The following is a 26,670-nucleotide window of genomic DNA, read 5'->3' on the forward strand; positions in this document are numbered from 1 at the left end:
GGGGTAAAGCCATGAAGCCTTGGAAAACGCTCGGACTCCTGCTGCTGGGGGTGTTTTCCGCTGGGTCGCAGGCCCAGACCAACCAGTATGCCATCGAGGGGCGGGTGACCTATGCAGCGAGCTACAACCTGGGCCGCTGGGAGGGGGTCAACACCAGCGTGCGCGGCACCGTGCGCTGGAACAGCCAGAGCGGTGAGGCCTCGGGTCAGGTATGTGTGGACCTGGGCCGCTTCGACTCGGGCAACCCCCTGCGCGATGCCGATGCGCGGGGGGTTTTCGACGTCAACCGCTTTCCCCAGAGCTGCCTCGAGCTCGAGCGCCTGCTGCAAACCGGCGAGGATGCCGTGCTCAGCGGCACCCTGGAGATTAGCGGTACCCGGCGGGCGGTGCGGATTAGCGGCAAGCTGACTCGAGAGGGCAGCGGCTACCGGTTTGTGGGCGCTTTCAACACCAGCTTCTCGGAGTGGCGGCTTACACCGCCGAGCCTGCTGTTTTTGCGGGTCAACGACCCGGTGGAGGTGCGCCTCGAGGCACGGGCCATCTTGCGTTAAGTAAAGCAAAACTAAAGAGCTCCTTGAACCTCGACCTAAGGTGGGCTGATAGGCTCGGAGTGGAGGTTCCCATGCGGAAACAGACCTTCCTGCTTTGGGCCTTGGTTTCACTGCTGGCCTGCAACGCGCCCGAGGCCAGCCCCCCGGCCCCCCCGCCCGGTCAGCCCGCACCGGTGGCGGGGCAAGCCTGCCCGGACTGGGTTCACAACCGGCACACCGTGCGCGGCCCCGACGGGGAACTGTATCCAACCTGGCATCCTCAAGTGGACCCCGAGTACCGCTGCTACTTCACCCACGACCACGGCGACGACCCCCGCACCAGCCTGGCCAACCCCGAACTGCCGCCCTTCGGCTACGTGGGCAAGCTGGCCGGCATGCCCGAGGCCCACGAGGGCTTCAAGGTGTTTGTTTCCAATCGGGGCACCCGCAACGACGAGGACCGCATTGCCCTGACCAGCACCCGCATCGTGGCCCACATGGGCACCGGTGGGGTGCGGCGCTACAGCGTGCGCCAGCACTCCCTGATGTTCGACCTGGTGGCCCCCAGCGGACACCGGGTGAGCGTGCAGGGCATGGCCGACACCGGCCTGGTCGGCTCCATCTGTGAGCGCGACCCCACCCTCAACGACGCCGACCCCAACAACGACATTGGCCGCAGCGTGATGACCCTTCCCGGAACCGGCTGCCACAGCCAAAACCCCGGCTCCCTCTACGAAATCTGGTCCTTCAAACTGCGCCTGGCCGATAAAGCCGAGGTGATTGCCTCGACCGCCGTCTTCGACCCCATCACCACCATGAACCCTTCCAACCCAAGCGAACTGCACTACACCGAGCAGGTGTTCAGGGGCTTTAGCGAGTTGCGGGGGTGCAATCGAGAGGCCTACCACGGGCCGGTCTACTGGTACAACTCAAGCGGCCCCGAGGTGTTTTTCACCGATGCCTTCGGCAGGCCCGGGGGCCCCATCCGGCAGTTCGTCTCCCGCCACAACGACATCGGCATCTGGATGGCGCAGCGCTCAGATGGTTTCCTGAACCAGTTCAAGCTGCCCAAAAACCACTGTGCGCCTGGGCTGGGCCTTCTGAACTAGCCTCCTGACCCAGTCGAAGTTGTCGGGGCTATCTTTATCGCGCTCTTCACAGACGTGGCTGCCCACGAAAACGAGCATGCGTCTGAGCCGAGACGCATGTTTTCGAGTTTCCGGGCGGCCACTGTTCTGTTCAGAACCCGGCTTCCTCCAACTCGAATGGCTCACAATATGTGAAGAGCGCTCTATTCGGCACCACACCAACTCCAGACCTACAAGTAACTTTGTGGGAGGTAGGAGGCAGGTAGTGGGTTCGTTCGGCGCATCGCGCTGTCGGCGTTCCCTCCCACAATGGCATGGGGGAGGTATGGGGTGCCGGGCGAATCATGCCAACTTCAGGCGTCCGGGCAACTTTCAAGGGTACACAGGATGGGCGTGGATGGTGGGTCTCCAGCGCGTGCCCTAACCCCAAACCCTGCTCCCTGCCTCATTGCTCATACAGTTTGTGGAGTGTTGAAGCAAGGATGGTATCAATCGAAAATTTTTCCTGGGTTGAGCAGGTTCTGAGGGTCGAAGAGCTGCTTGATCTGCCGCATCCAGGCCAGGGCGGGGCCGTGCTCCTGGAGGAGATATTTTTTCTTGCGCAGCCCCACCCCGTGCTCGCCGGTGCAGGTGCCGCCCAGGGCCAGGGTGTGCTCGACCAGCCGTTCGGAAAAGGTTTCCGCACGCGGGTCGCCGGGTTCGTGCACCACCAGGGTGTGAAAATTGCCATCGCCCACATGACCCAGGATGTTGCCGGTAAGGTTCATCTCCCGCAACAGGCGGCTCGAGTACGCCACCAGCTCGGGCATCTTGGAGATGGGCACGGCGGTATCGGTGGAGAGGTATTCCTTGCCGGGAAACAGGTTGACCAAGGCCCAGTAGGCCTGGTGCCGGGCCTCCCACTGAGCAGTGCGTTCCTCCTGGGTGCGGGCGCTGTCAATGCTAAGGGCTCCGGCCTCCCGCATCAGCCCCAGCGCCATACCTGACTCGGCTTCCAGGGCTTCTTTGGTCGAAGAGTGAAACTCCACAAACAGGGCCGGTTTTTCAGGGTAGCTGCGGCCCAGGTAGTGGTTGATGGCCTGGATGCCCACCTCGTCCACGAGCTCGAGCCTGGCCACCGGCAGCCCGCTGGCCATCACCGCGTAGGCGGCCTGGGCGGTGTCGGAAAGGTCGTTGAAAAAGACCCGAAGGGTGTGGATGTGCTCGGGGATGGGGTGCAGCCTGAGGGTCAGCCGGGTGATGATGCCCAGGGTGCCCTCGGAGCCGATGAACAAGTCCTTGAGGTCGTAACCGGCGCTGGTTTTGCGAACCCCCCGGCCTAGCTCGAGCACCTCGCCACTGGCCAGCACCACCTGCAAAGCCAGGACATTCTGCCGCATGCCACCGTAACGCACGGTGGTGGTGCCCGAGGCGTTGGTGGCGGCCATGCCGCCGAGGCTGGCATCGGCCCCGGGGTCTACCGGGAAGAACAGCCCGGTGCCCTTGAGGGCCTCATTGAGGGCTTTGCGGGTCAGGCCCGGCTCCACCACCACCATGAAGTCCTGGGGCCGGACTTCCAGAATTCGGTTCATCCGGGAAACATCCAGCGAGAGGGCTTCGCCCTGGGGGATCACGTGCCCTTCGATGCTGGTACCGGCGCCAAAGGGCACCACCGGGACGTGGTTGGCCCGTGCCCAGGCCAGGGTGGTCTGAATGTCGGCGGGGCTTTCGGCAAAAACCACGGCCAGTGGGGGTTTGCGCAGAGGGTAGCTTTCATCTTTGCCGTGGGTCTCGAGGTCGGCGGGGGCGGTGCTGACCTTCTGGGGCAGGAGGTGTTTTAGGCTTTCCAGCATGACCATAGCCTAACCCGACGGCAGGTTGGGCAGCGTGACCTGTCGCCCGCTGGGTTGGTGATATTTGGCCCACATAAGGAGGCGGAGCGTTAAGTAAAACACCTTGGTGACGAATGGGCCAAACCATCCGGCGCAAACTGCTACCCTGACCCATAGCGATGAGCACCCTGACCGACGTGGATCAGCCGATTGTGCGCGAAAACCTGCATCAACTCCTCAAAGATGCCTGGATAAAACTTGAACAGCAACCCCTGGAAGCAGCGGTTCTGGCGCGAAGGGTAGAACATCTGGCACGGCGCTACGGGAACAATCGGGCCTGGGCCCAGAGCCTTTTTATCTGGGGGGTGGGCAGCCTGTACGGCGGGGATGCCCAGGAAGCCATTGGACTTTTGTCGAGGGCGCTGGCCGTCTATCGTTTTTTGGACGACGAGCAGGGGCAGTGGTCGTGCTTGAAGGCCATTGCCCTGGCCTGGAGCAGTCTTGGCGATGCGGCTCAGGCCCTCGAGACCCATTGCCACGCCAATGCCTTCAAGCGCCGCGCCGAGTTTGCGGCTAAGGCAGGTTGGTTGCGCTGGTTTGCCCACAACTGAGATTTTTTCCAAATCCTGACACTTTTGATGCCCGAGTGTCAGCATAAGAAGTGGCGTATAGTTCGTCTGGCACGGGTTATTTTCGCTTGACCGTTGGCTTGCCTTGTTGCAAGCTGAAGTATGGCGAGTGCTGTGAAACGTGAAGTTTGGCAGGACGTAGAGGTGAATCTGGAGCTTTCGCTCGAGTTCGACCCCGAGGAGTTTTTGCGGCGCTACCCAGGGCTCTCGCTGGTTCTGGCAGAGCTGCTGATCGGGCCACCCCGGCGCTGGCGCGACCCGGCTGAGCTGCTGCCCTATGCCGGTTGCAAGAGCCTCGAGGCCCGGCTGCCCCGCCTGCGCTTCAGCCCCCTGGAAACCCGCCCGTTGGGTCAGGCCCTCGACCGCCTGTTTACAGCCCTGGAGTTTAGCATCGTCGGGCACAAGGTGATGGCGGTTCCACCCCCGAGCAAAGCCCTCGAGTTGCCCGAAGGGTGGCGGGCACAAACTGGGGTGTGGCTGTGCCACCAGCCGCTCCGATAGAGGGCCCGCCTCACCCGGCGGTGTCCCATTGGAAGCGTAATCTCCCGAAACGCGCTCGCGGTATCGGCCCCGTGTATCCACCCCAAATTCCAGACCCGAAGGCTTGTTTGGGCCCCTTGCAGTTATGCAAAAGGCCTGTATACCTGACTAATCTTGCTCTCAGTTCCTGAGGCTTGCCGCAGGACGAACAGCCCGGAAAGCATACCCAGTATGGGTATCCTGCTTTTTTTGCGGATATTAAAGGCGAATGCCTGCTGCAGCTGCTATACTCAATAGGTTGCTGTGGAAACGCTTTTATGGCGTTTCTTGCAGTAATAAGGAGTTTGAAGTGGGTCGCTCGTTTTTAGTTGAAAGTAAGGCCACCACCGAGCAGGTGGAAGCGCTGGTGGCTCAAGCCTGGCAACTCCTGGTCAACCCTGTGGAGGGCCTCGAGTACAAAAACACCGTTCGGGAACAAGGGCTGGAAATCGAAAAACAAGCCCGTAGCCTGGGCTCTGAAAGCATCTTCGCCATGTCGCAGCTGATCCTTGGAGTTAATGCCCTGGATCGCAACCAACCGGATGAGGCCCTTCAGCGCCTGACCACAGCCTTGACCCGCTTTCGCTGGCAGTCCGATGTAGCAAACCAATGGTATTGCCTGGCTGCCATTGCCCAGGCCTGGTATCTGCTGGACGATTACGAACAGATGCACGAAACCCTGGTCGGGGCCAAAAACCTGAGCCAACCCAGCACCCAGGACAAAATCCGCTGGCTGGATCGGGTCGGCATGATTTGCTGAAGGGAAGCGCCCCTGGCCATTCGTCAATAAACCAGAAATGCCCTAATCTGGAAAGGCGCAGCATCGGCTGCGCCTGATATGCCGCAACGAATACTGCTGGTTTACACCAAGGCAGGGGGGGGGCACTTTGCCCTGGCCCAGAACCTCTACAACCTGCTGACAGAACTCGAGCCTGAATCCGAGGTGCGCCTGTTCAACTTTTTTGATGTGGGGCCGCGCTGGATTGGCCAGGCCATTCAAGATGGCTACAATTTTGCCGTCAACAAGCAGCGCTGGCTTTTTACGGTGTTCCAGGCCTTTTACCAGACCCGCCCGGCCATTCAGTCCTTTGCCCGGGTGCTGGGGATGCGGCTGGCCCCGGCCATCAACGAATACCTGGAGTCGTTTCGTCCCGACAAAATTATCTACTGCTATCCGGTGAACCACGGGTTTCGCCGGCTGCCCTACGTGCGAAAGCACAAGCCCAAAACCCTCACAGTGGTGAGCGATATTTTCAGCCCGCACCTGTACTGGTTCATTGACACCAAAGACCAGTATGTGGTGGCCAGCCCCGAAGCCTACAGCATTGCCCGCCGCTACCGGGTGCCCCCTGAAAACCTGCACTACTTCCAGACCCTCATTGACCCTAAATACAACCAACCCCTAGACGCTGCCGAGGTAGCACGTTTACGTGAGGAATGGGGTCTCGCTCATCCTTACACGGTTCTGGTTACAGGGGGTGGAGCGGGTCTCAAGATTAGCTTCAAGCTGGTGCGCGAGCTGGTCAGAATTGAGGGCATCAACGTGGTGGTGGTGTGTGGCTACAACCAGAAGCTCTACCGCCAGCTCGAGGCCTTCAAGCAAAAGAACCACCTTTCCAACCTGATTCTGTTTGGCTTTACCAGGCAGATGTACGAACTGATCAACGTCTCCAATGTGGTGGTTTCCAAGGCCGGCCCCGCGACCATCGCCGAGGTGCTCTCGCAGCACAAAGATCTGATTGTGTGCGACTTCGTGTGGCCGCAGGAGTACGGCAACGTCGAGCTCATTCGACACGAGAAACTGGGATACTATATTCGCCAGCCCCGCAAAATTGCCGAGAAGATAAAGGAACTCAAGGCCCGCCCCTTCGAGCGCAAAACCCTTAACCTGCAAAACGACATCGTTCGGCTGGCCAAGTACATCCTTGCCTTGTGAAGCTGAGGCCCGGAGCCAAAGGCCAAAAGCAAAACATCGTCCGGCAAATACCACCAGGTTTCCGCACCAGCACGCCGCAAAGGGGTTTGTAAGCCTTCTTTGCACGCCAGTTTCAAGGATGCACAAGGTGAGCGTGGGGGGTCGGAGGTGGCTCTGTGACCCCTGCACCCCGCCTCACCGCTCCAGTTGGGTGCAGGCGTTTGCAGCAAAGGTGGAGAGGTGGCAGGCACGGAAGCTTGAGGAGAGACGCCGGATTCAAAAAATATCGCACTCTTCTAGAGACGGGGTCGCCCGCCAAAACTAGAATGCGTCCCCTACCAGACGCACGCGACGCACTCAGCGTGGCCGGGCCCGGCCCAGGGGGAGCTTGGGTTTCAGGTTTCCAGGCAGCCACAGTTCTTTAGAGAACTAGGCTTTCTGGAGGTCGAACGGCTCAGAATACTAAAGAGGGCTCTATTCTTTACCCAGAATCTTCTCGATGCGCTCGAGAGCTTCCTGCGGCAAATCGACTCCCGCCGCTCCCAGGCTTTCCTTGAGCTGTTCGGGCTTGGTGGCCCCGGTAATGGCACTGCTCACGCCTTTTTGCCGCAAGACCCAGGCCAGGGCCAGTTGGGTGCGGGAGAGGCCCAGCTCGGCGGCCACTTTCTTGAGCGCCTTGACCCTTTTCACGTTTTCATCGGTCAGGAACCGGCTGCCAAACTGCGGGTAGCGCTCGAAGCGGCTGTCTTTGGGGATGCCCTTGTCGTAGCGTCCGGTGAGCATGCCCATTGCCAGCGGGCTCCACACCACCATACCCAGCCCGAAGCGTTCGGTTTCGGGCAGGATTTCCTGTTCGACGCGCTCCCGGTAGAGCATGGAGTACTGCGGCTGCTCCACGGCTGGCGGGTGCAGTCCGTTGGTTCGGGCAAACTGCACCGCCTCCGCAATGCGGGCTGCCGGCCACTCCGAAGTGCCCCAGTAGAGCACCAGACCCCGGTCAATCAGGTTGCTCATGGTGGTTACGATCTCTTCCATGGGCACCTCGGGGTCGTAGCGGTGGCAGAAGTAGAGGTCGAGGTAGTCGGTGCCCATGCGCTTCAGGCTGCGCTCCAGGCTTTCCCGCACGTGCTTGCGCGAAAGGCCCCGCCCGTTGGCGTCGTCGCTGGTTGGCCAGAAGACCTTGCTGGAGAGAACCAGCTCGTGCCGGGGGAACTGTTCCAGCAAGGCCTTGCTCATCAGCTCTTCGGCCAGCCCTTTGGCGTACACATCGGCGTTGTCGAAAAAGTTGATGCCCCCCTCGTAGGCGATGCGGGTGATGTGTTTGATGCGCTCGAGGTCGCTTACGGCATCACCGTAGGTGACCCAGGCTCCGAGCGAGATTTCTGAGACCTTCAAGCCCCACTGACCAAGTTTGCGATAGCGCATGGGCATGCTAACCTCCGCCCGCTATCTTATGGCTTGTTGGGGGGCCCAGTGTGTTTTTGCTCTCTTTGGGCTTGAGCGAGCCAGATGGTCTAGGCGTCGGTCTTGAGTTCGATAACCGCGGCAGGAGCCACAAAACCGGCGGTCTTATGGCTTCCGTCACAAAAGGGCTTGTTGGCCGAGTGACCGCAGCGGCACAGCGAGACTTTGGGCTTTTCGATGAGAACCTCCTGCTCGCCCTGCCGAAGCACCAGCGTGCCGCCGGTTTCGATGCCGATGGAGCCATTTTCCCTGAACTCAATCTTCATAACCTGAATTGTAGCGCCCAGCCAGGTGTGGGAAAAGAGCACCTGCTGATACTCGCTTGTGGCGTTCAAGCCACACTGGAGGTGAGGGTGGGTGGTTGGAGGCAGGCCGTGCGACCGTGCGACTCCAGCACCGACCCCCAAACCCCTGCTCCCTGCAAGTGTGCAAGCAAACAAGCAAAGATGGTATGTGGCCCATCCGGGTTTGACCGCTGGCCCTGCCCCGCTCAGAATACGCTTGATGTACACGACCCGGCTGGTCTACGTTCACCTGACCGTGCGGCATCTGGAATCTGCCGTGACCTTTTACACCCGGTTTCTGGACTTGCAGCTAGCGGAGCGTTTTGGCCCGACCGCGCTGCTGGTTTCCTCTGAAAACCAGGCGCACTACGAGCTGGCCCTGACCGAAGGCGAGCCTGCCGGAAGCGTCCGGCTGGGTTTTGAGCTAGCCTCCGAGGCCGATTTCGAGGCAGCCAGAGCGTTTGTGAGGCTCGAGGAGGTGCCCTGGAAGCTGGAAGATCGGGGCATCGCGTACGTGCTGAGCCTGCACGACCCCGACGGCAATACGGTGGAGCTTTTTTTGGACCGGCGCCGGCGGGGAGGACGGGCCTTCTGGCGGGGAGAAAGCGAGCCGGTTTGAGCCGTGCTCCAGCGGCCCGGCCTTATACTGAGGCGCAAAGAGGGAGGAAGCATGCGCTGGCTGTGGTGGATGGGACGGCTGCTACTGGCTTTGGTGGGATTGGTGCTGCTTTTGGGGGTGGGCGGCTGGTTCTGGCTGCGCGGGGCAACCCTTCCGCAACACGCAGGACGGCTGGCCCTCAAAGGGCTTTCGGCCCCGGTGGAGCTGAACCGCACCGCCGAAGGGGTGCTCCACATCAAAGCCCAGACCGATGCCGATGCCTTTTTTGCGCTGGGGGTGGCCCATGCCCAGGATCGGCTGTGGCAGATGGAGTTCCAGCGACGGGTCGGGGCGGGGCGGCTTTCGGAGGTGCTCGGAAAAGCCACCCTTGCACAAGACCGCTTTTTGCGCACCTGGGGCTTCTACCGGGCAGCCGAGCAGGCCTACGGGGGTCTGGGTTCCGAGGCCAGGGCGGTGGTGGACGCCTACGTGGCGGGCATCAACGCCTACCTGACCACCAACCCACCCCTGCCCCTGGAGTTCCGCTTGCTGGGCTTTAGGCCCGAGCCCTGGAAGCCCGCCGATGTGCTGGTCTGGGCCAAGATGATGTCCTACGACCTCTCGGGCAACTGGCGCAGCGAGTTACAGCGGCTGCAATGGGCGGCCCAGGGCATGAGCCCGGAGCGCATGGCCCGGCTCAAGCCACCCTACCCTTCGGATGCCCCTACTGTGCTCCAGGCCGAAGACTTCCAGCAGCCCCCGCCCCCCCGGCCCGATGGGGAGTCGGCCCGCACGCTGCTGAGCCTGGCCCAGCACCTGCCCAGAGCACTTCACCTGCCCGCCGAGCCGATGGCCCGGGCCTCCAACAACTGGGTGATTGGGGGAGGCCGCACCGTGAGCGGCAAGCCCCTGCTGGCCAACGACCCCCACTTAGGCCTGGGCGCGCCCTCGGTCTGGTACCTGGTGCACATGGAGGCCCCCGGCTACAAGGCCATCGGCAGCAGCTTTCCCGGGCTGCCTGCGGTGGTGATTGGCCGCAACGAGCGCATCGGATGGGGGGTGACCACGGTGGGCGCCGATGTGCAGGATCTCTACATCATGGAAGAAGCTCCAGGCGGCTACCGCTACAAGGGCAGGGTGGAGCCCTGGCGCATCCGTACCGAGGTGATTAGGGTCAAGGGAGAACCTGACGTGACCCTGCGGGTGCGGGAGAGCCGCTATGGCCCGGTTATCAACGATGTGGTCAGCAACCCCGGGGCAAGGCCGCTCTCGCTGCGCTGGACCAGCCTGGACGCCACCGACCGCACAATTGAGGCCTTCCTGGGCATCGCCCGCGCCCAGAACTGGGCACAGTTCAAGGCTGCCCTGGCCCTCTACAATGCCCCCAGCCAGAACTTTGTCTATGCCGATGTGGACGGCAACATCGGCTATATGGCCCCGGCCCGCTTTCCCATTCGCAGGCCGGGCCATTCGGGCCTGATGCCCGTACCGGGCGATGGCAACTGGGACTGGCAGGGCTACCTGCCGCAAGACCAGTGGCCCCAGGTGTATAACCCCAAGGAAGGATTCATCGTCACCGCCAACAATAAGGTGACCCCGCCCAACTACCCCCACCCCATCTCCCTCGAGTGGGAGGAACCCTACCGGGCCGAGCGCATCCGGCAGCTGATTCTTTCGAAGGAAAAGCTCTCGCCAGAGGACATGGTGGCCATGCAGCAAGACCTCACCAGCCTGCTTTTTCGGGAGTTCAAACCGGTGCTCGAGGCCCTCAACCCCCTCTCGGAGAACGCTCGAGGGTGGAAGGCCCGCCTGCTGGCCTGGGACGGGGTGATGCGGGCCGAGCAGACCGAGCCCACGGTTTTTCAGGCCTGGTACACCGAGCTTACCCGCCTGCCCAGCAAGGAGGTGGGCCAGGAGTTCTGGGAACAGCCCCGCTACCTGCTCGAGGCCATGCGCCAGGGCGACCCGGCCTGCCGCACCAGCGATACCCAGACCTGCCTGGACTTTGCGGCGCTGGCGCTGGATCGGGCCCTCGACCGCCTGGGCAACCCCCCGCGTTGGGGTGAAATCCACCGGGCCACCTTTCCCCATGCCATTTTGACCAATGTCGCCCCCCTCAACCGCCTGGCCGACCGCGCGGTGCCCCACGGTGGCGACCGCTACACCCTGAACCGCGCCTCGTACGACCCCAGCAGCTTCAAGATGACCGTGGGCAGCAGCTACCGCCACATCCTGGATTTCGCCGACCTCGAGCGCTCCCTTTTCATTCACCCCATGGGCCAGTCGGGGGCTTTGCTCTCCGGCGACTACGACAGCCTCCTAAAGAAGTGGGCCACAGGTCAGTACCTACCCATGCGGATGGGCGAGACCCGCTTCAAAACCCGGCAGACCTTAGAGCCGCTGCGATAGGGCTTTGCCCCGAGGTGGCGGGGGTGAACCAGGCCCCACCCCCGCGCTCACAATGCGTCTGACACTTTTGACTCAAACTTTCCTGGAGTGAGGTAGGAGCCATGTGGGATGTTCTGTTCCAGACCCAACGCTTTTTTGAGGCCCTGGCCGAGCGCAAACCCGATCTGGCGGCTCCATTTTTCATTGTGATCGCCAGCACGACGGCCTCGTCGTTGGGGCAGGTTTTGCTGACACGCCTGTTGCCGAGTGGGGTGCCGGGGGGCTTGCCGGTGCAACTGGTCTTGGCGCTGGTAGGGGGAGTTATTTTTGGCATCCTTTTGTGGGGTCTTGGCGGCCTGCTGGTGCGCCTCCTGGCCGGGCCGGACAGCCGGGCCTGGGAAGTCTATGGCTGGGCCTGGGTACCGGCCTTGCTGGTGGGGCTGGTGCTGGTTCCGGTGGGAGCCCTGTTCCCTGTCACCGGAGACCTACCGCCCCTGCCGCCGACAACCGACCCGGATGCGCTGCGGGCCTGGCAGCGCGAGTACCAGCAGCTGGTGGGGGCCGCGCCCGCAACCCGGCTGCTGTACGGGCTGGGCCTGCTGGGCACCTTCTGGTCGTTCTGGATTATCTGGTCGGGGCTCAGGGTGCTCGCGCCCAGCCGGGCCCTTCAGGCCACCCTGGGGGTGGCGGGGGTTACGCTGGCCATTATGCTGTGGAGCATTCTGGCCCAGCCTTAGGGGTGGCCGGGCTTGATGGGGCATCGTACGGACTCGCTGGAGGCATGGCCGATGAAACGCTGGGTGTGGATTCTTCTGGTGGCCCTCTCGCTGGGCCTGACCCTTTTTGGATTGCTGCGCCCCAGGGCCGAGCAGGGTTTGTCGGTCACGGTGGTGCGGGCCGAGCGGGGCGAGTTTGTGCGGGAGGTACGGGCAACCGGCACGGTGGAGGCGCGGGTTTATGCCCTCACCTTCCCCAGGCCGGGCCGGGTGGCCGAGGTGCGGGTGAAGGAGGGGCAGCGGGTGCAGGCTGGCCAGGTGCTGGCCGTGCTCGAGACCACGGGCGAACAGGCCCAGCTGCGCTCGGCCCAGGCCGCGCTCCAGGCCTTGCAGACCCGCGCCCAGGCTGCCGAGGCCGACTACCAGAGCAACCGCACCCGCTTGCACAACCAGCTCCTCGAGGTCAGGCGCAACCTTGACCTGGCCAGGGAACTGCTGCAAGCGGGCGGGGCGGCTCGAAGCGAGGTGGAGCGCCTGATGCGGCAGGAGGCCGACCTGCTGGCCCAGCTCGCCAGCCTGGGCCAGGCCCGGGCCAGCACCCAGCGCGACCTGGCGGCCCAGCTGCAAGCCCGCCGGGCGGAGGTGGCTGCGCTCGAGCGCACCATCGCCCAGGCCAGCCTGCGGGCGCCCGTGGCGGGCACCGTCTCGAGCGTGGGCTATCTGGTGGGGGTCGAGAGCGCCGGGGCGGCCTCTTCGATTCGCCTGGTGGAAGCCGGGAGCCTGCGGGTCCAGGCCCGCCTGCCGGAGGCCGAGGTGTCCTGGGTGCGCCCCGGCCAGCCGGTTCGCCTCGAGCTCGACGCCGCGCCCGGCCAGCCCCTGCTGGGCAAGGTGGAACGCCTGGGGGTGCAGGCCGAGGTGGCCGGAACCGGGGGAAGTGCGGTGCTGCCGGTGTTCATTCGTTTTCTGGACGAGAAGGCCGAGGCGCTGGCCCGGCCCGGTCTGACCGTCACCGCCCGCATCACCACCCTGCGCCTCGCCAGCGCCCTCAAGGTGCCCCTCGAGGCCCTGGTGGAAGAAGGCGGCCAGGCCCAGGTCTGGCGGGTGGATGAAACCACCCGCACCGTGCGAAAGCAGCCTGTGAAGGTTCTGGCCCGCAACCTCACCCAGGCCGCGGTGGAGGGCCTGCCCGAGCCGAGCCTCCTGGTCTCGCTGCCGCCCGAGGCCCTCAGGGAAGGGGCCCGGGTCAGCTACCGCCCAGTAGCGCCGGAGGCCCGTCCATGACCCCGGTGGTGCAGATGGAGGGCGTGACCAAGGTCTACCGTTCGGGCTCGGGGAGCCGCACGGTGGAGGTGCACGCCCTGCGGGGCATTGACCTGAGCATCGAGGCTGGGGAGTACGTGGCGCTGATGGGGCCTTCGGGCTCGGGCAAGTCCACCCTGATGCACATCATTGGCCTGCTCGACTCGCCCACCGAGGGCCAGTACCGCCTGGGGGGCGAGCCGGTGCGGGGCCTGAGTGAGGCCGCGCTGGCCCGCATCCGCAACCGGCGGGTGGGCTTCGTGTTTCAGGCTTTTTTCCTGTTGCCGCGCCTCACCGCCTTGCACAACGTGGCCCTGCCCCTGGTCTACCGCGGGGTGCCGCCCGCCGAGCGGCTTAGGCGGGCCAAAGCAGCGCTCGAGGCGGTTGGCCTGGGCGACCGCCTCGACCACCTGCCCTCCGAGCTTTCGGGCGGGCAGAAGCAGCGGGTGGCCATCGCTCGAGCCCTGGTGCAGGAGCCCGACCTGCTCCTGGCCGACGAGCCAACCGGCAACCTAGACTCGAAATCGGCAGAGGAAATTCTGGAACTCTTCGATGTGCTGCACCGCCAGGGCAAGACCCTGGTGGTGGTCACGCACGAGCCCGAGGTGGGGGAGAGGGCCCAGCGCATCGTGCGCCTGCGCGACGGACGGCTGGCCGAGGGGGGTGGGGCATGAACCCGGCTCGAGACCCTCCGCGGGCCGACGCAACGGCCATGAACCCGCTGGAGAACTTCCGCATGGCCTTCGAGTCGCTGTGGGGCAACAAGCTCCGCAGTTTTCTGGCCCTGCTGGGCATTGTGATTGGGGTGTTTGCGGTAACGGCCATGATCTCGCTGGGCCAGATGGCCAGCGCCGGCATCACCCAGGACCTGGAAGCCATCGCGGGCCGCTCCATCTTTGTCCAGCCCAACTTCAACGAGGGCCAGGACTTCAGCACCGCCCCCATCCGCGAGGAAGACCTGCAAGCCCTGGAGGCCCTGCCGGTCACGGTGATTCCCCAGCTTTTCACCAGCATCCAGTACGAGAGCAAGCCCGGCCAGCGGCGCTCCATGCAGTTGCAAGGCACCCCAGGGGATCTGCCCCGGCTCGACCCCACCAACAAACTGGCCCGGGGGCGCTACTTCAGCGAAGCGGAAGCCCGCGGCGGCCTGGCGGTGGCGGTGCTCTCCGACCGGGCTGCCAAAGACCTGTTCCCAGGCCGCGAGGCGGTGGGGCAGGTGGCCCGCCTGTACTACCCCGGCGGGGCCCGCCTCGACCTCACGGTGGTGGGGGTGTTGGAGCCGCCCAGCGGCATTTTTGGTGGGTTTGGCTCGAGCGCAACGGTTTACGCGCCCATCCAGCTCATCTGGAACACCTCGCCCACCGCACGCCGGGGCGAGTACGCCTTTGTGGTGCTACCCCTCAAGAAAGGTGCCGATGCCCGGCAGGTCACCCGCCAGGTGCAGCGCATCTTCGAGAGCCGCTACGGCCAGGGCCGCTACCAGGTGCAATCCACCGAGAGCTTCCAGGGTACGCTGCAATCGGTCACCCTGATTCTGCAAGCCCTGCTGGGGGCCATTGCGGGCCTGTCGCTTCTGGTGGGGGGCATTGGCATCATGAACATCATGCTGGTCTCGGTGACCGAGCGCACCCGCGAAATCGGCCTGCGGAAAGCCCTGGGGGCCACCTCCGGGCAGATTCGCCAGCAGTTTCTGATCGAGGCGGTGGTGCTCACCCTGGTGGGGGGGGTGCTGGGCGTGGCGCTGGCAGCGGGCCTGCTCCTGCTGATTACGGCCACGGTGCCTTTTTTCAAGGTTTATATCCTGAGCCCCACAACAGTACTGCTGGCCCTGGCCGTGAGTGCGCTGGTGGGCTTGTTTTTCGGGGTCTGGCCGGCGGCCCGAGCAGCGGCCCTTGACCCAATCGAGGCGCTTCGCTACGAATGAAAAGCTGGCTGGAGTGCTGCGTCCGGCTCCGCTCAAGAACGAGAATGCGCCTGGGCCGGGGTACATCGAGTTTCCCGGCGGCGGTTCTGCGGGGCTTTCTGCAGGTCTGGTGGCCTATCGCGCCCTTCACACACGTACCCGCCCACGAAAACTAAAAGGGACAAAGAGACGTGCCTCACCGAGGTGAGGCACGCTTGTCTGCGTTCTGTCTGGGCCGAGACGCATGTGTTCGAGTTTCCCGGTGGCCACTGTTCTATTCAGAACCAGGCTTTCTCGAACTCGAGTGGCTCATATTTTGGCAAGAGCGCTCTAGCGGAAGTAGAGGCGCGGCCCGAACTCAATCCCGAGCACGAAATTGCTGCTCCCACCGGCAAACTGCAGGGCAGGTTGCAGCTCGAGGAAAAAGTTGAAGTCGCGGGTTACGGGAACCTCGAGTCCGACATTGCCATTGATGCCAAAGAGGGTACCTCCCGACGAAACCAGGCCGAGGCCCCCACCGAAGTAGAAGTCGGGGCTGCCGCTCGAGCGCAGGAAGTAGATTACGTCTGCCCCGATTCCAAAGGCGGTTCCCGTGCCGGTAAACAGGGAGAATCCGCCCCGCAGGGCCAGAGGGCCCAGGACATTTTCAGCACCCATGCGGGCCTGCACGCCCAGGCTAAACCCCGGAACCAGACTGATATTCCCCCCGGCCACCTCACCAAACAACCGGCCCTGGGCGAAGGCCCCGCTCAAGACAGCGACCAGCACCAACACAACGATTTTTCGCATGCTTCACCTCCTCGAGGCAGTATATCAGAGCCTTTTTGAAGGAGCCCTTTAATTTGGGTGAGTGTGGGCGCTTTTCTCGTGCCGCCGAACCCGGCTGACAGGCACTTACGCCCGGGCTTTTCCCACAACCGTTGAAACTCACCTTTTTTGAACCGGCACCTTTTACGACCGTCCTTTCAGGAGCGGCTGCTCAATGACAGGGAGTCAGAGAATCGAGCAGAAACAATGCTTGGGGGACAATCGCTTGGGGTAAACTTTGGGCATCAAAGGAGGCCACATGCAGCGTTGGTGGATTAGTTTTCTTTTCCTCTTGGGTTTTGTGCTGGGGCAGAATGCGACCCAGGCTCCCGCAGGCTGGCAGGAGATTCGTCCGGGAGGGGCTACGACCTGCTCCGATGGTTCCCCATGGCGTTTCTATGTTTCGAAGGGGGCTTCCGACAAGGTAATCGTCAACTTTCAGGGGGGCGGGGCCTGCTGGGATGCGGCAACCTGCAACCCCCAGGCACGTCTCTATGTCCCCCGTTTGCAGATTCAGGACTTGCAAGCCGGGCAGGGGGTGTTCAACCGCAACAACCCCGAGAACCCCTTCCGCGACTGGACCCATGTGTTCGTGCCCTACTGCACCGCCGACCTGCACTGGGGCAACAACACCGTCCGCTATGGCGATCTGACCATACAGCACAAAGGGGCAGTCAATGCCCGGCAGGCAGTGCTCTGGGTGTTCAACAACATTCCAAACCCACAAAACGTAATGGTCACGGGCTGTAGTGCGGGAGGGTATGGTTCCATTATGTGGGCGCCCTACTTTATGCGCCGCTATCCCAACGCCAGGGTGGTGCAGCTCGGGGACGCCGGTCTTGGCGTAGCCCCCGCGTCGTTTTTCCCGATTGCCTCGGCAGCCTGGGGCATCCAGGGGGCGCTGCCGGGCTGGATTGGGGGCCTCGAGCCCACCAAGCTGGGTTCCAACGACCTGTACCAGGCCTTCGCCAAAGCCTACCCCAACCGCAGCTTTGCCCAGTACAGCACCGTGCTGGATGAGGTGCAGGTGTTCTTCTACAGCCTGATAGTGGGCCAGCCGCGCCCCACCCCCGAAATTGCCCAGCAGTGGGCACAGGGGGCTCTGGCCAACCTTGCGGCCATCAAGCAGGCCGCCCCCAACTTCTATAGCTACCTGGCCCCCGGCACCCAGCACTGCATCATCGGGCGGCCCGAGTTTTACAGCACCAAGGTAGGGGACGTAACCTTTGCCGATTGGGTGCGCAAGCTGGTCTTGGACGGAAAACCTGGCGATGTGGCCCCACCCCGCTAGACCCTGGGCCTGAAGCAACAGAATCCAGGTTTTTTGGAGGAAGGGCCGTTGCTTGTCGCGCCCTTAACACACGTGCCCGTCTGGATCGGGGGCCACAGCTCTGGCCAGGACGAAGCTTTCTCGAAGTTGAATGGCGCATAACCTACGAAGAGCGCTCTATTGTGCTGTTCACAGATGTGGCCGCCCAACCCCGCGGCCCCGGTTTTGTTCAGAACCAGGCTTTCTCGAACTCAGATGGCTAAGATGTGAAGAGCGCTCTAGGGTGACTTCTCGCCCAATTCTTCCCAGCTCAGCCCGTCCCCAAGCGCTTCGGGGGCGGGCTTTTTTCTTGGGGCGAAGCTGGCAAACCAGTCGCGCAGGTTGGGCTCCAAACCGACCAGAAGTTTGTGCACGGTTTTTCTGGAAAGGGGCGCTGCGTGCAGCAGACCCTTGAGCAGTGCATCTCCGCTTTTCTCCACCTGCCGGGCGGCCTCGAGGGTGAACTGTCCCTGAAACCAGAGCTGGTCGGAAAGCCCCTTGGGCTTGCTTTCGTAACTGCCCAGGCTGGGCTCGCTGGGGGTCAGGTGGGCGAGTAGAACGCCCCACTGCCGGGTCTTTGGATACAGCTCGGGCAGGGCTTCGTAAAGCGCCAGCAGGTAGAGGTAGTTGGCCAGAAACTCGTCAACCCAGCGAACGCGGGTGCGCAGTTTCCAGGCTACCGCCACCGCGTGGGCGTACTCGTGCCCCAGATTCAGGTCCAGAAAATCGCTGGGCTGGCCGGGGGGCTTTCCGGCTTTCTTGATGGCCGGAACCAGGGCCTCGCGCAGCCGCCAGATAAAGCGCTCGGGGTAGCGGGCCGGCAAAAACAAATAAAGCCCCTCCTTCAGGCTGGTGCGCTGAAAGGGAAAGCCGTAGGGGTGTTGGACACGGGCCTTCCAGTCGGCCTCGTTCAGCACCATTAGCTGCACGGGCGGCACCTCGGCATGGCGTGTGAGGGCCTGCCGCAAGGCCAGCAAGTAGGTCTGCATGGCCCTGGCCCGAAGCACCGAGCCCTCGGAGGCTTGCAGCGGGATGTGGGGATGGGGGAGGGCCTGCACAAACTGATTGTATGCAGCTCGACGAAAAGAAAGGTTCAGGTCGCACCTTGTGGGTTGCCGGTTGTTCGAGGGCCAGTGGCACAGGCCCCGAAGCGGTTGAACCGATGGCAAGGCAAACCGGGGCACAGCGCCAGGGCCAGATGACCCAGGACATCAGGAGGCCCGATCACCCCTCAGGTTCGAGCCCGAACCTGAGCCTGGCAGATGGCGGTGCCTTGGGGTGTGGCCCTCAGATCCAGCTCCAGGCCCTCCACCTCGGGTAACTCCTCGAGCAGCCTCGAGACCCGCAGCAGAATGTCTTGCAAACTTTCCAGATGGGCCTTGCCTGCCAGGGGCGCCAGCATTTCCAGGGCTTCGCCGTCGGTGAGCGGGGTGATGCGGATGCCGAGCTGTTGCTCCCCGAGTGGCAGGCCCGTCAGGGCCAGGGTCAGCACCGGGCCAAAGAGGGGGTCGCTCCTGACCCGCAAGGCCAGGGCAATGCCATCGCCGGACCCCGAGGTCTTGAGGCCGAAGTATCCGAGCAGTTGCTGGGTCTGCTTTGCGCTCAAGAGACCTTTGGCACCGGCCACAAGCGCCCGCGCCTCGTCTTCTTGCACCCCGTGGTCGGGAATCTCTCCCGGCGGCTTCCTGCGCCACTGGGCGTAGGCGTAGGCCGCAGCCAGGGCCTTGCCCGCCGATTCGGGGAAGCGATACGAGGGCAAAAGCTCCTCGCCCAGCCGCACCCGGGGTCGCCCGGCGGTCATGAAACAGGTCAGAACGGGAATGTTCACCCCCTGTTGCCGGGCCTCGTGGAGCGCGGTTCGCAGCGCTTCGGCCACCTCGTCTAAGGCGGCGTAGCCCAGCGGAACGAACAGGACGATGACCGCGTTGAAGCCACCAAGAAGCAGCTCTCGGGCAGCTTTGAGGTAGTCCTGGGCGGCGGCCCTCGAGCCCAGGTCGCGCACCTCGGCGCTCAGCCCCTCGGCCTCGAGGGCATCCTTGGCCAGGTAAGCCGGGCCTGAAGCGTTGCTCAGCAGGGCCACCCGCGGGCCCTCCGGCAGGGGCTGGTAGGCCAGCATGGCGGCAATGTCGAACATTTCCTCGAGGTTCTCGGCCCGCACCACCCCGGTCTGTTTGAAGAGGGCTTCCACCACCGGGTCGCGCCCAGGCCGCACCGCCAGAATGGGCTTTTTTCGCCCCACCCGGCGGGCCAGGCGGGCAAAGCGCCGGGGGTTGCCAAACGACTCCACATACAGAAGAATCAGCCCGGTGTCGGGGTCTTCCTCCCAGTACTGAATCAGGTCGTTGGAGGAGATGTCCACCTTGGCCCCCAGCGAGACGAAGTTCGAAAACCCCAGCCCCATCTCGCGCGCATACTCCAGCACCGCCAGGCCCACCGCCCCGCTCTGGCTCGACATGGCGATGCGCCCCCGGGGGGGCAGCCGGGGGGCCAGACCGGCGCAGAGCTGAACGTCCGGGCTGGTGCTCATCAGGGCCAAGGAGCCCGGCCCCAGCAGGCGCATCCCGTAGTGACGGCAGGTCTGCACCAGGGCTTTGACCTGGGGAGGCTCCATGTCGGTGGTCACCACCATCAAGGCCCGCACCCCCCGCTGCCCGCAGGCCTCGGCGGCCTCGAGCACCTTGTCCCGGGGGGTGGTCAGCACGGCCAGGTCAATCGGCCCAGGCACCGCTTTTATGGAGGTGTAGGCCAGCATCGAGCCCACCACCGGCACATCGCCTGCCGCCGGGGTGGCGGCGGTGTTCACCGGATAGACCGGGCCTTGAAAGCGGTTCAGCACCAGGTGCTCCAGCACCTGGTAGCCCACGCTCCCGGGGTCGCGGGAGGCCCCCACCACTGCCACCCCCTTGGGGCGCAAGACCGGCAGGAGCGAGGCCACCGTGGCCACCCGCTCGCGCAGCTCGAAGCGGGCCAGCATCTCCGGGTTGGGTTCGATGTCAAAACTGACCTCAACCTCGCCCGATTCGTTGTGGGCCTCGACCTTGAAGCCGCTGGCCTTGAACACGTCCAGCATTTGCTTGTTCTCGGCCAGGGTGAAGGCATGAAACCGCCGGATGCCCCGCTGCACCCCGATCAGGGCCAGCCGCTCGAGCAGCAGCGAACCCAGGCCCCGCCCCTGAAACCAGTCGTCCACCAGAAAGGCCACCTCCGCCGAGGTGGAGCCCGGCCCTTCCTGCACGTACTCGCCGGTGGCAATGATGCGCTCGGGGTCGCCCGAGAGCACCACCAGGGTCACTTTGTCCTCGTCTGGGGGCTTGCGAAGGAGCAGGTCGGCAGCGGCCTCGGGCCGCACTTCGGAGAAGAACCGGAAGGTGCGGGCCTGGGGCGAAAGACGCTCCAGAAATTCCACAAATAGGGGCCGGTCTTCGGGCCGGGCCGGTCTCAGGGTGGCGGTGCGGCCATCCTTGAGCAGGATGGGGCCGGACTCGAGGGCGTACTGAGGGGTTGGGGGGGGAATGTAGCGCTGGGGCATAAAACCGTCCTGTATATCAGAATAGCCGCATTTGTTCGGGAAGACTGTCCTGCGGCCCAAATGGACGGTTCGCCTGGCGCAGGGCCCACAAAAACCCAAAGACGCTTCGTGGCTGGGCCTGTCATCGGCTTCCAGCCAGCGGCTGACCGACCCGCACAGACGCCGGTTGAGTCAAAGCGGCGTCCCTGGGAAACGGCCCTCCGACCAGGAATCGAGGGCGAGGATGACCTTGCTGCTTGGCGTTGACGAGTGAGCCATAAGGGCTTCTTCGCTGCCGGAACCCTACCTGGATTGAATCTCCGGACTCTGGCTTTGCCCAGCAGGGCCGAACAGTGATACCCAGGTCAGGCGTTTGAGCAACTTTCAAAGGGTACACGGCAAGGTGGCAGGGGGTGGGCAGTGGCTCTCCACCTCCATCCTCACCCCTGCTTCGCGCCGCACCGCTCCTCCATCTGCAAAGCCACCAGGCAAAGATGGTACGAACCAGGAACCCCTGTAAAGCAAAAGCACCGTGCGCCCCGCGGAAAGCTCCTTTGATGGGCCATGAAGCGAGGCTGTACCCTGGATATATGCGACTGAAGGTGAAGTTTTGGCTCGAGTCCGACGCGGGCAACTTTTTGTTGGGGCCGGGCACCTTGCATTTACTGGTGGCGGTGGCCAGGCAGGGTAGCCTCAAAGCAGGGGCCAGGGCCGCGGGGCTGAGCTACCGAGGGGCCTGGAACAGGCTCAAAAAAGCCGAGGAAGGGCTGGGCTTCCCACTGCTCCAACGCTTCTCTGGGGGTGAAGGGGGAGGGGGCAGCACCCTCACCGCCGAAGCCGAGGAACTCGTGGAGCGATACCAGCGCTTTGTGCAGGGAGCCGAAGAGGTTCTCGAGGCCCGCTTTGCCGAGGCTTTCGCCGGCTGGCCGAGCGCACGCTTGAATAAGCAAGATGTTAGTAAAAAAAGAGACATCTAGCCATATTTGTTGGAACAGTCTGCACGTAAAGCGGCATTTTGTGAAAAGCGTTGACAAAAAATACGCCATATGTTACCTTACATATGCCAGACGCTTCATGTACCGCTCCCCGGTTGCCCGACCGGGGGGCCCTCCTCTTTATTGCGCTCTTCACAGACGTGGCCGCCCGGATGGGCGGCCACTGTTCTGTTCAGAACCCGACCTTCTCGAACTCGAATGGCTCATCATATGTGAAGAGCGCTCTAGGGCGTACAAATACCAATCCCAGGCCGGGGCGCCTGGGATGAAAAAAAAACAGCCTCGAGGGTTCAGACTTCCGGATTGAAAGCGGTTGGGGCTACGGCTTCGGGTTGCTTGGCCTGGGCGATGATTTCCCGCACCCGTTCGCCCTGTACAATCTCCGACTCCAGCAGCTCCTCGGCCAGGCGGTGCATGGCCTCGGCGTTGCTTGACAACACCTGCTTGGCCTTTTCGTAGGCCCGATCCAGGATGGCCTGGATATCGGCATCAATCAGGCGGCTGGTCTCCTCGGAGTGGTCTTGCTTTTTGGCGATTTCCTCGCCCAGGAAGATGGGGCCCTGGTTGGAGCCCCAGGCCACGTTTCTGAAGTGGTCGCCCATGCCCCAGTCGAGCACCATCTGCTTGGCCAGGCTGGTGGCCTGCTTGAAGTCGTTGGCGGCCCCGGTGGTCACGGTGCCCACGAATAGCTCCTCGGCGGCCCGGCCTGCCAGGGTCATGGCCAGGGTGTCCTCGAGGTGCTCCTTGCTCATCAGGATGCGCTCCTCGGGCTTGCTCCAGCGCACCCCCAGGGCCATCCCCCGGGGCACAATCGAGACCTTCTCGGTCTTGTCGGCATACGGCAGCACCTCGCCGGCAATGGCGTGGCCGGCCTCGTGGTAGGCCACGGCCCGCTTTTCCTGCTCGCTCAACTTCAAGGTGCCCCGCTCCAGCCCCAGCATGATTTTGTCGAGCGCGGTCTGGAAGTGGGCGTTGGTAATCTCGCTGGCGTTCTCGCGGGCGGCCTGCAAGGCGGCCTCGTTGACCAGGTTCTTGAGGTCGGCGCCGCTAAACTGCGGGGTCAGCCGGGCCAGGTTGTTCACGTCCACATCGGGGGCAAACTTCTTGCCCCGCATGTGCACCTGCAAGATTTCCTTGCGCTCTTCCAGGGTGGGCAGGCCGATCACCACCTGGCGGTCGAAGCGCCCCGGGCGCAACAGGGCCGGGTCCAGAATGTCCGGGCGGTTGGTAGCAGCCAGCACGATTACGCTGGTGTCTTTCTCGAAGCCGTCCATCTCGGAGAGAATCTGGTTCAAAGTCTGCTCCCGCTCGTCGTGGCCGCCGCCGATGCCGGCCCCGCGTTTGCGCCCGATGGAGTCCAGTTCGTCAATGAAGATGATGGCCGGGGCGTTGCGGCGGGCCTCCTCGAAAAGGGTGCGCACCCGGCTGGCCCCCACCCCCACGAACATCTCCATAAACTCCGAAGCCGAGACCGAGAAGAAGGGCACCCCGGCCTCGCCCGCCACCGCGCGGGTCAGGAGGGTTTTGCCGGTGCCCGGCGGCCCCACCAGCAGCACGCCTTTGGGTATCTCGGCCCCGATGGCGATGTACTTCTGCGGGTTTTTGAGGAAGTCCACCACCTCCATCAGCTCGCGCTTGGCCTCGGTGTGGCCGGCCACGTCCTTGAAGGTGGTGTTGACCCGCTTCTCCTTGCCATACAGCCGGGCCCGGCTCTGCCCGAACTGCATGACCTGACCGGCCCCGCCCTGTGAGCGCATGAAGAAGAACCACCAGAAGCCAATCAGGAGCAGAATGGGCAGGAGCGTGTACAGCAACTGAGGCCAGATGCTCGGGGGGCGGTTGGTAATTTCGACCCCATTCTGACGCAGCAGGTTGGTGAACTGGGGGTCGCTGAAGCCCGCAGGGAGGGCGATGACCGTAAAACGGTCGGTGGTTTCGGTTGCATTGCCCACCTCTATGCGCTCCGGGGCCTTGAAGAAGCCGTTGATGCGGCCTTCTTGCAAAATCACCCGTGCTACCTTGCCCTGCTCCACATAAGCGATGAAATCGCTGTAGGACACAGTGGCGCGGGTGTTGCTGCTGCCAAATAAGGTAAAGAGCCAGTAGGCCAGAATGACGACGATGACCAAGCTCCAGGGGTTGATACGAGTAGGCAAACCATGACCTCCGTTGGGTGCCCGTCGGGCGGGCGATGCTCGCTTCACCGACTCCGCGGCGAACTGACGCACCGTACCTGAGTATATGGTACTCAATCCTGGACTGAGGAATGGGTTCTGGGGTGTAAAACCGCTTGGGGCGAGGTTTATGCGCTGCCTGATTCCGAACAACAACCTGGGTGCCCACCAGTCAAATCACGTGGTTATCTGCTTAATCCGTCTTCGCTGGAACGCTTCGCAAACTTCAGAAACGCAGCCGGGGTTGGGGGTAGGTGGGGGAGGTCTCTTTGCGGGAGAGGTGACCACGACGGTTGGTAGGCTATTCACCTAATCCAATCCGGTCTGGTGCAAGGAGGGATAGGGCTGGATTGGCCACAAACAACCAAAGCCCGCTGTTCATCCCTGGACATTCATTGCTTTCAGCTTTCCGCCTTAGAATAGGTTGGAATGCAGGCGGTTCTCGAGGCCCTCCACCAAGGTGACTACGACACGGCGTTTGAGGCGCTGGTGCGCACGCTGGCGCTGGCCCAGGGGCAGGATGCTGCCGAGGCGGCCTTGCTGTTGGCCGAAGCTTACTCGTTGTACGGGGAAGGGGGTATCGAGGGGGCCAACCGAGCCCTGGAGGAGGGTGTGGGCAGCGTGCCTGCCCTCGAGGCCCACCCCCGTTACCGGGCCATCCTGGGGGAGATGCGGGCTTTGGAGGGCGCCTCGGAGGAGGATGTGCGGCAAATCCTGCCCCAGACCGACGACCCCCGCGCCCTTTATCACCGGGCCCAGGCCCTGATGTACCTGGGCCTGCCCGAAGAGGCCCTGGAAATTCTGAACCGGCCCCTCGAGCTGCCCGCTTTTTTGGCCTGGCGGGCCCACACCCTGCGCGGCAAGGCCCTGGAACGCCTGGGAGAAGCCGCCGAAGCCGCAACCGCCTACAAGGAGGCCGCGCGGTTGGCGGTGGGGCTGGAACGCTACTGGAACCTGATTGATGCAGCGGCGATGTTCGTGGAGGCCGGAATGGGCCACGAAGCCCTACAGACCCTTCAGGAGGCCGCGCCCGATACCCCCGAGCTCGAGGACCCCGAGGACGCGGCCACCCGGTATTACCTCGAGGCCCGCAGCCAGCTTTTGCTGGGCAACCCCAGCCTGGCCCTGGATGCCATCCAGCGGGCTTTGGCAAGGGAGCGGGAGGGGGCCGAGCCGGCCCACGGCACCCCCCTGGTTCAAGGACAGGCCCTCATGCAACTGGGGCACCCCCGCGAGGCCATCGAGGCTTTCCGTGAGGCTGTGCGACGGGCCGAAGACCCCGACAAAAGCTACGCCCTGCACGAGCTGGCGGTGGCCTACCTGGAAGCGGGCGAGCTGGCCGAGGCCGAGGCTACCTTGCGCGAGGTCATGCGCGACCCCGAGTATGGCTATCAGGGGGAAGCCTATGGCGACCTGGCCGAGATTTTCTACCGCCTGGGCCGCTACGAAGAAGCCTCTCGGGCCGCCCGCCAGGCCATCCGGCTGGGCAGCCTGAGCGCTGGTTATCTGATTCTGGGCAACCTGGCCTACGACCTGCTGCACCTGGAGGAGGCCCTCGAGCACTACACCAAAGCCAGCGAAGAAGCCCCCGAAGGGAGCCGCGACTGGGTTACGGCGCAGCAGATGGTGGTGGATACCCTGGCCCAGCTGGGTTTTCGTCGCCCGGACGAGATTGTTTCGCGGAGCGAGGCCGTGTTGCCCTACCTGCACCCGGCGGACGAATGGCACCAGACCCTTAGCAGTTACCTCGAGCGGGCCCGCACGCTGATGGGTGGGAGTCGAACCCTAAACTGAAGCGACCCGCTCGGTATTCTGCCAGTAGGTCGCGCTAATCGGCAAACACCTGAGGAACCTTCCACGCGCGCTGGCGGGCCTCGAAGGCCAAGGGGTGGATGTCGGCCAGCGCCACGACCTCGGCGCCATTGGCCACATAGCCCTTGTAGTGCACTGCGCAATGCCGCCCGCCCCGATAATACCGACCTTCATAAGGGCTCCAGGGGGGCCTGATGGGGGGCCTGGGTTACGTCCAGGCTAACCCGCTGCCGGGCCCAGATGCAGGCGTTGGCCAGGATGCGCAGGATCTGGGGGTGGTGGTAGGTGGGAAAGGTTTCGTGGCCGGGGCGGAAGTAGAAGATGCGTCCGTGGCCCCGCGTCCAGGTACAGGCACTGCGGAAGACCTCGCCCCCTTGAAACCAGGAGATCATCAGCAGCTCATCGGGCTCGGGGATGTCGAAGCGCTCACCGTACATCTCTTCCTGGGCAAGCTCCACATACTCCGGCAGGCCTTGCAGGATGGGATGGTCGGGGCGCAGGTTCCAAAGCCGTTCGCGCTCTCCGGCCTCGCGCCACTTGAGGCTGCAAAAAGTGCCCATCAGGCGCTTGAATATCTTGGCGTAGTGGCCCGAGTGCAGCACGATCAGGCCCATGCCCGACAGCACCCGCAACTGCACCCGCTCGACCACGGCCTCGCTCACCTGTTCGTGGGCCAGATGCCCCCACCACATCAGCACCTCGGTATCCTCGAGAACCGCTTCGCTCAGCCCATGTTCGGGCTCCTCGAGGGTGGCCGTGCGCACCTTGAAGTCGCCCAGGCCCTGCAATCCCTGCGCCAGGGCGACGTGAATGCCCTCTGGGTAGATGCGGCGAACGGCTTCGTTGCGGCGCTCGTGCAGGTACTCGTTCCAGATGGTGACTTTGGTCATAGGGCTTTGGGTTCCCGACTACTTCCAGGGT

General features: G+C 63.6%; 23 protein-coding genes. 15 read left to right on the forward strand and 8 right to left on the reverse strand.

The genetic code is table 11. The annotated features are described in order from the left end of the window. Positions 1–11 precede the first annotated feature (11 nt). Positions 12–551, forward strand: a complete 540-nt coding sequence (locus NZN28_RS00255) for a YceI family protein (RefSeq protein ID WP_295394401.1) — start codon at positions 12–14, stop codon at positions 549–551. Positions 552–622: 71 nt separating this feature from the next. Beyond that, positions 623–1,639 carry a hypothetical protein gene (locus NZN28_RS00260; RefSeq protein WP_295394402.1) on the forward strand — a complete coding sequence of 339 codons (1,017 nt, stop codon included), beginning with the start codon at positions 623–625 and terminating at the stop codon, positions 1,637–1,639. 467 nt (positions 1,640–2,106) lie between these two features. On the opposite strand, the gene NZN28_RS00265 is transcribed toward NZN28_RS00260, so the two are convergent. Next, entirely contained in the window at positions 2,107–3,456 is a 1,350-nt protein-coding gene (locus tag NZN28_RS00265) for an FAD-binding oxidoreductase (protein ID WP_295394403.1), read from the reverse strand. A 152-nt stretch (positions 3,457–3,608) separates the two neighbouring features. On the opposite strand from NZN28_RS00265, the gene NZN28_RS00270 reads away from it, so the two are divergent. The 4 genes from NZN28_RS00270 (at position 3,609) to NZN28_RS00285 (ending at position 6,513) form a co-directional block, all read left to right on the forward strand. Then, positions 3,609–4,040: a hypothetical protein gene (locus NZN28_RS00270; protein ID WP_295394404.1), complete on the forward strand. Its 432-nt coding sequence runs from the start codon at positions 3,609–3,611 to the stop codon at positions 4,038–4,040. 132 nt (positions 4,041–4,172) lie between these two features. Beyond that, positions 4,173–4,559, forward strand: coding sequence for a hypothetical protein (locus NZN28_RS00275; protein WP_295394405.1), 387 nt, complete (start codon positions 4,173–4,175; stop codon positions 4,557–4,559). 328 nt (positions 4,560–4,887) lie between these two features. Further along, the gene (locus NZN28_RS00280; RefSeq protein WP_295394406.1) at positions 4,888–5,337 is read left to right on the forward strand and encodes a hypothetical protein; all 450 of its coding nucleotides are present in this window, start codon (positions 4,888–4,890) and stop codon (positions 5,335–5,337) included. Between the two features lie 78 nt (positions 5,338–5,415). Further along, positions 5,416–6,513 carry a glycosyltransferase gene (locus tag NZN28_RS00285; RefSeq protein WP_295394407.1) on the forward strand — a complete coding sequence of 366 codons (1,098 nt, stop codon included), beginning with the start codon at positions 5,416–5,418 and terminating at the stop codon, positions 6,511–6,513. A gap of 453 nt (positions 6,514–6,966) precedes the next feature. Here NZN28_RS00285 and NZN28_RS00290 read toward each other — a convergent pair whose 3' ends face one another. Together NZN28_RS00290 and NZN28_RS00295 are read right to left on the reverse strand one after the other, a co-directional pair. Then, positions 6,967–7,917 (reverse strand): aldo/keto reductase family protein, encoded by a 951-nt coding sequence (locus NZN28_RS00290; RefSeq protein WP_295394561.1) that lies wholly within the window; start codon positions 7,915–7,917, stop codon positions 6,967–6,969. Positions 7,918–8,006: 89 nt separating this feature from the next. Continuing rightward, positions 8,007–8,222, reverse strand: a complete 216-nt coding sequence (locus NZN28_RS00295; protein ID WP_295394409.1) for a CDGSH iron-sulfur domain-containing protein — start codon at positions 8,220–8,222, stop codon at positions 8,007–8,009. Positions 8,223–8,460: 238 nt separating this feature from the next. Here NZN28_RS00295 and NZN28_RS00300 point away from each other — a divergent pair, with 238 nt between their 5' ends. The 6 genes from NZN28_RS00300 (at position 8,461) to NZN28_RS00325 (ending at position 15,165) form a co-directional block, all read left to right on the forward strand. After that, positions 8,461–8,859 (forward strand): VOC family protein, encoded by a 399-nt coding sequence (locus NZN28_RS00300; RefSeq protein ID WP_295394410.1) that lies wholly within the window; start codon positions 8,461–8,463, stop codon positions 8,857–8,859. 51 nt (positions 8,860–8,910) lie between these two features. Next, positions 8,911–11,247 carry a penicillin acylase family protein gene (locus NZN28_RS00305; protein WP_295394411.1) on the forward strand — a complete coding sequence of 779 codons (2,337 nt, stop codon included), beginning with the start codon at positions 8,911–8,913 and terminating at the stop codon, positions 11,245–11,247. 101 nt (positions 11,248–11,348) lie between these two features. Beyond that, a complete protein-coding gene (locus NZN28_RS00310; RefSeq protein WP_295394412.1) occupies positions 11,349–11,963 on the forward strand; it encodes a YIP1 family protein in 615 nt (204 codons plus the stop codon). A 51-nt stretch (positions 11,964–12,014) separates the two neighbouring features. Next, the gene (locus NZN28_RS00315; protein WP_295394413.1) at positions 12,015–13,223 is read left to right on the forward strand and encodes an HlyD family efflux transporter periplasmic adaptor subunit; all 1,209 of its coding nucleotides are present in this window, start codon (positions 12,015–12,017) and stop codon (positions 13,221–13,223) included. Beyond that, positions 13,220–13,915, forward strand: coding sequence for an ABC transporter ATP-binding protein (locus NZN28_RS00320; protein ID WP_295394414.1), 696 nt, complete (start codon positions 13,220–13,222; stop codon positions 13,913–13,915). The genes NZN28_RS00315 and NZN28_RS00320 overlap by 4 nt, the downstream gene beginning before the upstream one ends. Beyond that, on the forward strand, positions 13,912–15,165 hold the full coding sequence (locus NZN28_RS00325) for an ABC transporter permease (RefSeq protein WP_295394417.1): 1,254 nt from the start codon (positions 13,912–13,914) through the stop codon (positions 15,163–15,165). Before NZN28_RS00320 ends, NZN28_RS00325 begins: the two co-directional genes overlap by 4 nt. A 309-nt stretch (positions 15,166–15,474) precedes the next feature. On the opposite strand, the gene NZN28_RS00330 is transcribed toward NZN28_RS00325, so the two are convergent. Continuing rightward, positions 15,475–15,933, reverse strand: coding sequence for a hypothetical protein (locus tag NZN28_RS00330; protein ID WP_295394420.1), 459 nt, complete (start codon positions 15,931–15,933; stop codon positions 15,475–15,477). A gap of 277 nt (positions 15,934–16,210) precedes the next feature. On the opposite strand from NZN28_RS00330, the gene NZN28_RS00335 reads away from it, so the two are divergent. Further along, positions 16,211–17,242: a pectin acetylesterase-family hydrolase gene (locus NZN28_RS00335; protein ID WP_295394423.1), complete on the forward strand. Its 1,032-nt coding sequence runs from the start codon at positions 16,211–16,213 to the stop codon at positions 17,240–17,242. Between the two features lie 257 nt (positions 17,243–17,499). Here NZN28_RS00335 and NZN28_RS00340 read toward each other — a convergent pair whose 3' ends face one another. Then, entirely contained in the window at positions 17,500–18,318 is an 819-nt protein-coding gene (locus NZN28_RS00340) for a hypothetical protein (protein WP_295394427.1), read from the reverse strand. A gap of 173 nt (positions 18,319–18,491) precedes the next feature. Further along, a complete protein-coding gene (locus tag NZN28_RS00345) occupies positions 18,492–20,789 on the reverse strand; it encodes a GNAT family N-acetyltransferase (protein WP_295394430.1) in 2,298 nt (765 codons plus the stop codon). Between the two features lie 569 nt (positions 20,790–21,358). Between NZN28_RS00345 and NZN28_RS00350 the strand changes: the two genes are divergently transcribed. Continuing rightward, a complete protein-coding gene (locus NZN28_RS00350) occupies positions 21,359–21,745 on the forward strand; it encodes a winged helix-turn-helix domain-containing protein (protein ID WP_295394433.1) in 387 nt (128 codons plus the stop codon). Positions 21,746–22,053: 308 nt separating this feature from the next. Here the strand turns inward: NZN28_RS00350 and ftsH are convergent, their stop codons facing one another. Continuing rightward, the gene (gene ftsH / locus NZN28_RS00355; protein ID WP_295394435.1) at positions 22,054–23,919 is read right to left on the reverse strand and encodes an ATP-dependent zinc metalloprotease FtsH; all 1,866 of its coding nucleotides are present in this window, start codon (positions 23,917–23,919) and stop codon (positions 22,054–22,056) included. Positions 23,920–24,366: 447 nt separating this feature from the next. Here ftsH and NZN28_RS00360 point away from each other — a divergent pair, with 447 nt between their 5' ends. Continuing rightward, positions 24,367–25,731, forward strand: a complete 1,365-nt coding sequence (locus tag NZN28_RS00360) for a tetratricopeptide repeat protein (RefSeq protein ID WP_295394439.1) — start codon at positions 24,367–24,369, stop codon at positions 25,729–25,731. 188 nt (positions 25,732–25,919) lie between these two features. On the opposite strand, the gene NZN28_RS00365 is transcribed toward NZN28_RS00360, so the two are convergent. After that, positions 25,920–26,639: a ThuA domain-containing protein gene (locus NZN28_RS00365; RefSeq protein WP_295394442.1), complete on the reverse strand. Its 720-nt coding sequence runs from the start codon at positions 26,637–26,639 to the stop codon at positions 25,920–25,922. Between the last annotated feature and the right edge of the window lie 31 nt (positions 26,640–26,670).

Source organism: Meiothermus sp., assembly GCF_025056915.1.
Classification (GTDB): domain Bacteria; phylum Deinococcota; class Deinococci; order Deinococcales; family Thermaceae; genus Meiothermus.